Source organism: Saccharopolyspora sp. NPDC000995 (assembly GCF_053599315.1).
On the sequence record NZ_JBSFLZ010000052.1, the window covers coordinates 35061 to 42896 of the forward strand.

At 67.0% G+C, this 7836-nt stretch carries 4 protein-coding genes and 1 pseudogene; 3 read left to right on the forward strand and 2 right to left on the reverse strand.

The annotated features are described in order from the left end of the window. The first annotated feature begins 3 nt into the window (after positions 1–3). The 3 genes from ACWDKQ_RS18575 (at position 4) to ACWDKQ_RS18585 (ending at position 5258) form a co-directional block, all read left to right on the forward strand. Positions 4–1995: a hydantoinase B/oxoprolinase family protein gene (locus ACWDKQ_RS18575; protein ID WP_450139976.1), complete on the forward strand. Its 1992-nt coding sequence runs from the start codon at positions 4–6 to the stop codon at positions 1993–1995. Between the two features lie 1104 nt (positions 1996–3099). Beyond that, positions 3100–3507, forward strand: coding sequence for a DUF7144 family membrane protein (locus ACWDKQ_RS18580; RefSeq protein WP_450139977.1), 408 nt, complete (start codon positions 3100–3102; stop codon positions 3505–3507). Positions 3508–4061: 554 nt separating this feature from the next. Continuing rightward, positions 4062–5258 (forward strand): FAD-dependent monooxygenase, encoded by a 1197-nt coding sequence (locus ACWDKQ_RS18585; protein ID WP_450139978.1) that lies wholly within the window; start codon positions 4062–4064, stop codon positions 5256–5258. Between the two features lie 52 nt (positions 5259–5310). Here the strand turns inward: ACWDKQ_RS18585 and ACWDKQ_RS18590 are convergent, their stop codons facing one another. Both ACWDKQ_RS18590 and ACWDKQ_RS18595 read right to left on the reverse strand, forming a co-directional pair. Further along, positions 5311–7326: an APC family permease gene (locus ACWDKQ_RS18590; RefSeq protein ID WP_450139979.1), complete on the reverse strand. Its 2016-nt coding sequence runs from the start codon at positions 7324–7326 to the stop codon at positions 5311–5313. A gap of 288 nt (positions 7327–7614) precedes the next feature. Then, positions 7615–7830, reverse strand: a pseudogene (locus tag ACWDKQ_RS18595) (CNNM domain-containing protein); the annotation flags it as partial. Positions 7831–7836: the final 6 nt, after the last annotated feature.

Here is a 7836-nt window from a genome sequence, read left to right on the forward strand (position 1 = left end):
ACCATGACGACCGACCAGCGGCCGGCGCCATCCGGCGCGGTGACCCCCGCAGGCCTCGACCCGGTGACCTTCGAGGTGCTGAAGAATGCCTTCGCCACCGCAGTCGACCTGATGAGCGAGCAGATCATGCGCACCTGCTACTCCTTCGTGATCTACGCGCGCGACTTCTCCTCCGCGCTGTGCGACGCCGACGGCAACACCGTGATGCAAGGCAGCGCCGACATCGCCGTGCACGTGGGCACGCTGCACTTCCAGTGCAAGGCAGTCCTGGAGGAGTTCGGCGACGACATCAATCCCGGTGACGTCTTCGCGGTGAACGACCCGTACCGAGGCGGCACGCATTTCAACGACGTGAGCTTCATCCGGCCGATCTTCGTGGGAGCGGAGATCATCGGGTTCGCCCAGAACAAGGGCCACTGGGCCGACATCGGCGGCAACGTCCCCGGTTCCTTCGACGTGAACGCGAAGGAGCACTTCAGCGAAGGGCTCCGCATCACCCCGGTCCGGGTGTGGCACCGGGGACGCCAGCTCCGCGACGTGGCGCAGCTGCTGGTGTCCAACACGAGATCGCCGTACAGCTGCATGGGCGATCTGAACGCGCAGGCCGAAGCCACGGCGGTGTGCGAGCGCGAAATCCTCCGCCTGGTCGAGCGCTACGGCAGGGACACCGTCGTGGCAGCTATGGGCGGCGTCCAGGACTACGTCGAACGCATCGTACGCCTCAAGCTGGCCGAACTCCCCAAAGGCGAATGGGAAACGGTCGACTACCTCGACGCCGACCCCAGCAAGCCGGAGGGGCTGGTGCCGATCTCGGTCAAGATGCGCATCGACGACGACGGCATCCACTACGACCTGTCCGGCAGCGCCCCGGCCGTGTCCACGTTCCTCAATTCCGGTTACGGCACAACTCATTCGGCGCTTTACGCCGGAACCAAGACGTTCTTCCCCGACGTGCCGCTAAACTCCGGGCTGTACCGGGTGGTGCACGCCGAACTCGGCCCCGAGGGCACCGTCGTCAACGCCAGCTGGCCAACCGCAGTCACCGGATTCTGCTCCGGCCCCTACGAGAAGCTGATGAACGCGCTGTTCGAGATCTGGTCGCAGGTCATGCCCGAGCGTGCCATGGCTTGCGCGTTCAACCTCGAATACCTGCTGATCGGCGGCAAGGACGGCCGCACGCAAGACCGCCCCTACTTCATGTGGTACGACTGGATGGCTGGCGGCTGGGGCGGCCGATCAACCAAGGACGGATCGGGAGCGACGGCGCCCGTTTTCGGGCCAGGCCTCGCAGTGCAGCCGGTCGAAGGCCAGGAACGGCTCTCCCCCGTGCTGACCACCGAGCACACCATCGTGACGGACTCCGGCGGACCGGGACGCCATCGCGGCGGCTGCGGGTTGGAGAAGGGCGGCGTGCTCACCGACTGCGAGAGCACCGTGATGTCGTACTGCTGCGACCGCGCGCGGTCGATCACCTGGGGCATCGCCGGTGGCCTGCCCTCACTGCCGCACGGCGTCTGGCTGAACAAGGGCACCGAGGACGAACGATTCCTCGGCGCCACGTTCTCTAACGTCGCGATCGAGCCCGGTGATGCGTTCACCCGGCCATCGGCCGGTGGTGGCGGCCACGGGGACCCGCTCACCCGCGATCCCGCTCTCGTGGTCGAAGACGTGATCGACGGGTACGTCTCGATCGAGCGTGCTGCCAAGGATTACGGCGTCGTCGTCGAACCTATCGACCCCGAGTTGGACCGGTACGCCGTGGACAGCGCCGCCACCGAGGAGCTCCGGAGGTCCATCGCCGCCGATCGGCGGGGCTGGTTGGAGGCGGACCCGCACGTAGTGGCCCACCGGTATCGCACGGGCGAGCTGGACATGCTCGATTCGATCAGGCGGTACGGCGTGATCGTTGATTGGGGAACAGGCGAGCTGTATGAGAACACCACGCGCCAGTACCGAGAACTACTCCACAAGCGGGCCGCGGCCTACTGGGACTGACCCGCGCCACCCGACGGTGTGCCGACCGGTGCATACCGGGCGCAAGCTCTTGCCGACGACAGCGCCGACCACTACCTCGACCACTTCACCGACATCGCGGAAACGATCGATTCACGAATCCCTGACCGCTCCTACGGCCTTGCCGCCGAAATCCTCCGGGACGTGACGGGCCACCGCCGGCGTGGATCGTCCTTGGTACAAGCACGGGCGCGAACTCGCCGGCCGATACCTGCGCCACCACGACTTTCCGACGCGAGTGGCGGTGGTGGCTCCGGAGCACTCGGCGTACTTCCCCCGCTGGGCGACAACTGTGCCGGCTAGGCGACCGGAATGCTCACGCTCGTCTACTACGGGCTGCGCGACAGGCACATCCGTGCCCTGGCCCGCCCGGCAGCCGAGGCGGCGTGAGCAGGCCGGACGTGATCGGGTGCGTAATCGCCGCTGGTCTGGTCCCACCCCGCGGGATGGCGTGGCCGCCCTCCCCGATTGACCCCACTCGCCGGCCACCCTTCCGGCACCGGCCCCGGAACCCTGGTGAACACGACCCCACCACGAACAAAGACAACCACCGCCGGACCTCGGGTTCCCGACGTGAACAACGATCGCGCGCAAGGTGTCGGCGTCAAGGCCAAGCCCCTGACGGGGTGGCCCCACGGCCAGCCCTGACGCCGACATCTCAACCGCGCACTCCCACACCCAGCCGGAAACCGCGAAAACACTCCACAACCGCGGGGCACAAACAGCCTTGACCGGCCCCGCCCCTTCATGGATGACCAGCTTCACCAGCACCCGGAGCCTGGCCGACACGGACGGCGCTTGAGCCCGACAAGCCGACGAGGACCAGAATCGCGACGCTGATCGGATCGGTGGTGGCAGCGGATAATTTTGACCGCGCCACAGGAGGCGGGGGCGCACGACATCTCGGCATCTCGGCATCGGGCCAGATTCCCGGCACAACAACTCTGCGCCGTCCCCGATCTGCGAGCCGGGGCCTTTCGCCCCTGGAACCGGCAGCTCCAGCTCCCGCACGGTGACTTACTGGCAGAGCACATGCCTGGTCGGCCCGCTGATCCGAGCAGTCCGGGCGAGCGGAGGGGTGGCGACATGACAACGCACGGAGCACGACGGATGCACACCGGCTGGGTGGGATGGGTGTATTTCGCGGCCGTCGTCCTGCTGCTGGCCGGAATCGTCCAGGTGATCAACGGGTTGATCGCGTTCGCCCGCTCCGGCACGACGTATGTGATCCCGGCAGGCGCGGTCCAGATCAGCTACGCCGGGGTCGGCTGGAGCTTCCTGATCACGGGTGCCGTGCTCGTCCTCACCGGAATCGGGCTGTTCGGCGGTCGCACCTGGGCACGTGCCGTGGCCATCGTCATGGCGGTGATCAGCGTGCTGGCCAACCTCGCCTTCTTCACGGCGTATCCGCTTTGGTCGGCGGTCGTTATCGTGCTCGACGTGATCGTGATCTACGCATTGGCCGCCCACGGCCGAGAGGTCAGCCGCAGGTAGTCGCAACGCACGCGTCAATCCGGAGGACACGCACCGAATCTACGCGGCGCTAGCCGAGATCGCCGGTGTCGAACGGCCGATCACGGGTCGACGATCCTCAGATGTTCGCCGACGTGCTGCCGCACGGACGACGACAACGGTTCGCCTAGCTCGCCAGCCAGCACGACCAGGAAGACTTGGCGAATCCGCTACGGAGCGGATGTCCACGGCGCCACCTCGAAACCGGTGGAGACTTTCCAACATCTCGCCTCCCGCCTACGGCGTGCGGGTCGTCGGACTGCACGCGGACTGAGCCCGGGCAGTGTCGTCCTTCGGTTCGCAGCAGCAGCCCGAAGCGCTCGCGGTCTTGTGATTCAGGCCCAAAGGCCCTAGCCCTGTCAACGCGATGACGTGGAAACGTTGAGGTGGACGTGTGCCAGGTGCGACCAACGTCCAGCCGGGGTACAACCGGGACCTACCCGAACCCACTCTGATGCTGGTCCGTTCTGCTCACGGGGCATTCGGCACGGGGACACGGGCCCAACCGCTCGTTCCGCCACTTGGGGGAGACGCTCATGAAGATCGTGTGCATCGGGGCCGGACCGGCTGGCCTCTACTTGGCCATCTCGGCGAAGCTCCGCGATGCCGGCAACGACATCACGGTGATCGAACGCGATCCGCCGGGCGCCACCTACGGCTGGGGCGTCGTGTACTGGGACGACCTGCTGGACATGCTGTACCGCAACGACCGGGAGAGCGCCGAGCGGATCCGCGCCGCATCGACGCTCTGGCAGGAACAGGTCGTCTCGCTGCGCGGCACCGAACACGCCTACCTCAGCGGATACGGCTACAGCATGAACCGTGCGCGGCTGCTGGAGATACTCGCCGATCGGGCCGCGATGCTTGGGGTGGACATCCAGTACGAGCGGGCAGTGGAGGACCTGTCGGATTTCTCCGATGCGGATCTGATCGTGGTGGCCGACGGCGCCAACAGCCGGATCCGGCAGCAGTACGCCGACGAGTTCGGCACGGACGTGTCCCAGGGTCGCAACCCCTACATCTGGCTGGGCACGGACCGGGTCTTCGACAAGTTCACCTTCGACTTCGAGGAGACCCCGCAGGGCTGGATCTGGTTCCACGCCTACCCTTCCAGCGCCGGGATCAGCACCTTCATCGTCGAATGCAAGGAGGAAACCTGGTACGGGCTCGGCCTGGACCAGCTCGGCGCCGACGAGAGCATGCGGCTGCTGGAGGACATCTTCGACAAGCCTCTGGCCGGGCACTCTCTGATCAGCCGCTCTCGGGGAAAACCCGCGTCGTGGCATCGTTTCACGCAGGTCTACAACGAGACCTGGCGGCGCGACAACGTGATCCTGATCGGCGACGCCGCGCACACCACGCACTTCACGCTCGGCTCCGGCACCAGGCTGGCCATCAGCGATGCGGTCGTGCTCGCGCAGAAACTGCTGGAGTGCGAGCAGATCGCCATGGCGCTCAAGGAGTTCGACCTGGAAGGCCACGCCGCGCTGCACATAGCGCAGTCCTCGGCGCGCACCAGCATGGCGTGGTTCGAGAACGCCGACTTCTACACGGATCGCAATGCCGTGGACTTCTGCTACGCGATGTCCGCCCGGAACAGCTTACAGCCGCCTTGGCGCTACCAGCAGCACGTTCTCACTCAGAACCCGGCCGCGCGCAAGGTCCTACGGCTGATCAACAACGCCTTGCGCTGGGCTCAGGCGCGCAAGCGCGGCGAGTCGCGGCGGCCCTAGGACGGCCCGGGAAACCGTTGCCCAACCAACAACAGCGAACCGCCGAAAACCGTCACCGGCGCTCGGGGCCGGAGCGGAAGGTGCGGCTGATACCGCGCCGAACCTCACCGGGGCTGTGCGCCTCCCGGTCCGGGTGGCGGATCGTGCTGGAGTGCAGCTGCCAGGGGACGCTGGTGACCATCACCCCCGGCACGAACAGCAACCGGCCCTTGAGGCGCAGTGCGCTCTGGTTGTGCAACAGGTTCTCCCACCAGTGCCCGACCACGTACTCCGGGATGTAGACGCACACGACGTCGCGCGGGCTGGTGCGCCGGATGTGCTTGACGTAGTCGACGATCGGCTTGGTGATCTCCCGATACGGCGACTCGACCACCTTCAGCGGCACACCGATGTCCCGCTCCTCCCACTGCTGCTGCAGTGCGCGGGTTTCCGCGTCGTCGACGTTGATCGTGACCGCCATCAGCGTGTCCGGACGGGCGGCGCGGGCGAAGTTCAGCGCCCGCACCGTGGGCTTGTGCAGCGTCGACACCAGCACGATCGCGTGCACCCGGCTGGGCAACGTGGCGGGTTCCTCGTCCAGCCGAAGTTCCTCGCGGACCTGGCGGTAGTGCCGGGAGATCGACCGCATCAGCACGTACAGCACAGGTATCGCAATCACCACCAGGTAGGCGCCGTGGGTGAACTTTGTGACCAGCACGACCACCAGCACCACCGCCGTCATGCCCGCACCGAACCCGTTGATCAGCCGGGACCGGTGGATCTTCCGCCGCTGCGCGGGATCGGTCGCCGTGGGCAGCTCCTGGTTCCAGTGCCGCACCATGCCGATCTGGCTGAGGGTGAACGAGGTGAACACGCCCAGGATGTAGAGCTGAATCAGCCCGGTCACAGATCCCTCGTAGACGTAGATCAGCGCACCGGCAATGACCGAGAGCAGCACGATGCCGTTGGAGAACGTCAGCCGGTCGCCCCGGGTGTGCAGCTGCCGCGGCAGGTAACGGTCCTGGGCCAGGATCGACGCCAGCAGCGGAAACCCGTTGTACGCCGTGTTGGCGGCCAGAATCAGGATCAGCGCCGCACTGGCCTGCAGGTAGTAGAACAGGAAGGTGTTGTCGCCGCCGAAGACCGCGGCGGCGATCTGGGCGATCACGGTCCGCTGCGGATCGGTCTCGCAGTTGCCCGCGAAGCCGACCAGGTCGCAAGTGCTCTCCGCGACGTGGACCTGGGAGATCATCGCCAGCACCGTCACGCCGCCGAACATGACGATCGCGATGGTGCCCATCGCCAGCATCGTGCGGCCGGCGTTGACGGCCTTCGGGCGGCGGAAGGCGGGCACACCATTGGAGATCGCCTCGACCCCGGTCAACGCGGTGCAACCCGACGAGAACGCGCGCAGCACCAACAGCGCCAGCGCGAGCCCGGTCAGCCCGACCTGCTCGGGCTGGATGTCGTACCCGGCGCTCTCGGCCACCGGGGGCGCGCCCACTGCGGTCCGCACCAGCCCGACGACGATCATCAGCATGACCCCGGCGACGAACAGGTAGGTCGGCACCGCGAAGGCCCGGCCGGACTCCCGCACGCCGCGGAGGTTGATCGCCATCAGCACGACGATGAACAGCAGGTTTATCCCCACCCGGTACCGGTTCAGCTCCGGCACCGCGGAGATGATGTTGTCCACCCCGGCCGCGACCGACACCGCCACGGTCATCACGTAGTCCACCAGCAGGGCACTGGCCACCACCAGGCTCGCCGACGAACCCAGGTTCTCCGAGACGACTTCGTACGATCCGCCGCCGCTGGGATAGGCGTGCACCACCTGTCGGTAGGACGCCACCACGACGGCCAGCAGCACCACCACCGCGAGCCCGACCCAGGGCGTCAGGTGCAGGAACACCAGCCCGCCCAGCGACAGCACGAGCAGGATTTCCTGGGTGGCGTAGGTGACCGAGGACAGCGGGTCGCTGGCGAAGATCGGCAGCGCCAGCCGCTTCGGCAACAGCGTCTCCCCTAGCCGATCACTGCGCACCGGTCGGCCGACGAGCAACCGTTTCAGCACTTCAGACAGCCGCACGGGCTCAGCGTAGGCCCGGCCGCACCAACCCGGCCCCTCGAGAACCCGGCCGGGTCAGGGCCCTGGCGGGAACGTCCCCGGCGGTCTCTAGGCCGCCGGTGGTGCGGCCGGGCATGTCTGTCGACGTGCACGGCCGCACCACCTATCGCCGGGTTGTTCGGATCACTCGACGTGGGTGGCGTCGCGGACGGTGCCGACGTATTCCTCGACGAGGTCTTCGAGGGCGACGATGTCGATGGGTTGGCCGGTGGTGTCGGTTGCGGTGGCGAGGTGGCTGCCCGCGCGGCGTAGGGAGGTCATGGCGTGGTCGAGTTGGGCGCTGGTGAGCATCAGCGAGCCTTCCTGGCTGGCTTTGATCACCACCCGGGCGCGGGTTTTGCCTTGGACCAGCAGTGCTTCCAGCCGGTCCCGGCGGGAGGACAGCAGGGAGAACTCCGCGCCCACGAAGAACGCGTTGAGCAGCAACAGGACAACACCCAGCACGATCGCGAAACCGTCGCTCATCGAACT

Bases quoted from the DNA above. Each gene is read 5' to 3' on its own strand.
- ACWDKQ_RS18575 (WP_450139976.1), top strand. From the start codon at position 4: ATGACGACCGACCAGCGGCCGGCGCCATCCGGCGCGGTGACCCCCGCA.
- ACWDKQ_RS18580 (WP_450139977.1), top strand. From the start codon at position 3,100: ATGACAACGCACGGAGCACGACGGATGCACACCGGCTGGGTGGGATGG.
- ACWDKQ_RS18585 (WP_450139978.1), top strand. From the start codon at position 4,062: ATGAAGATCGTGTGCATCGGGGCCGGACCGGCTGGCCTCTACTTGGCC.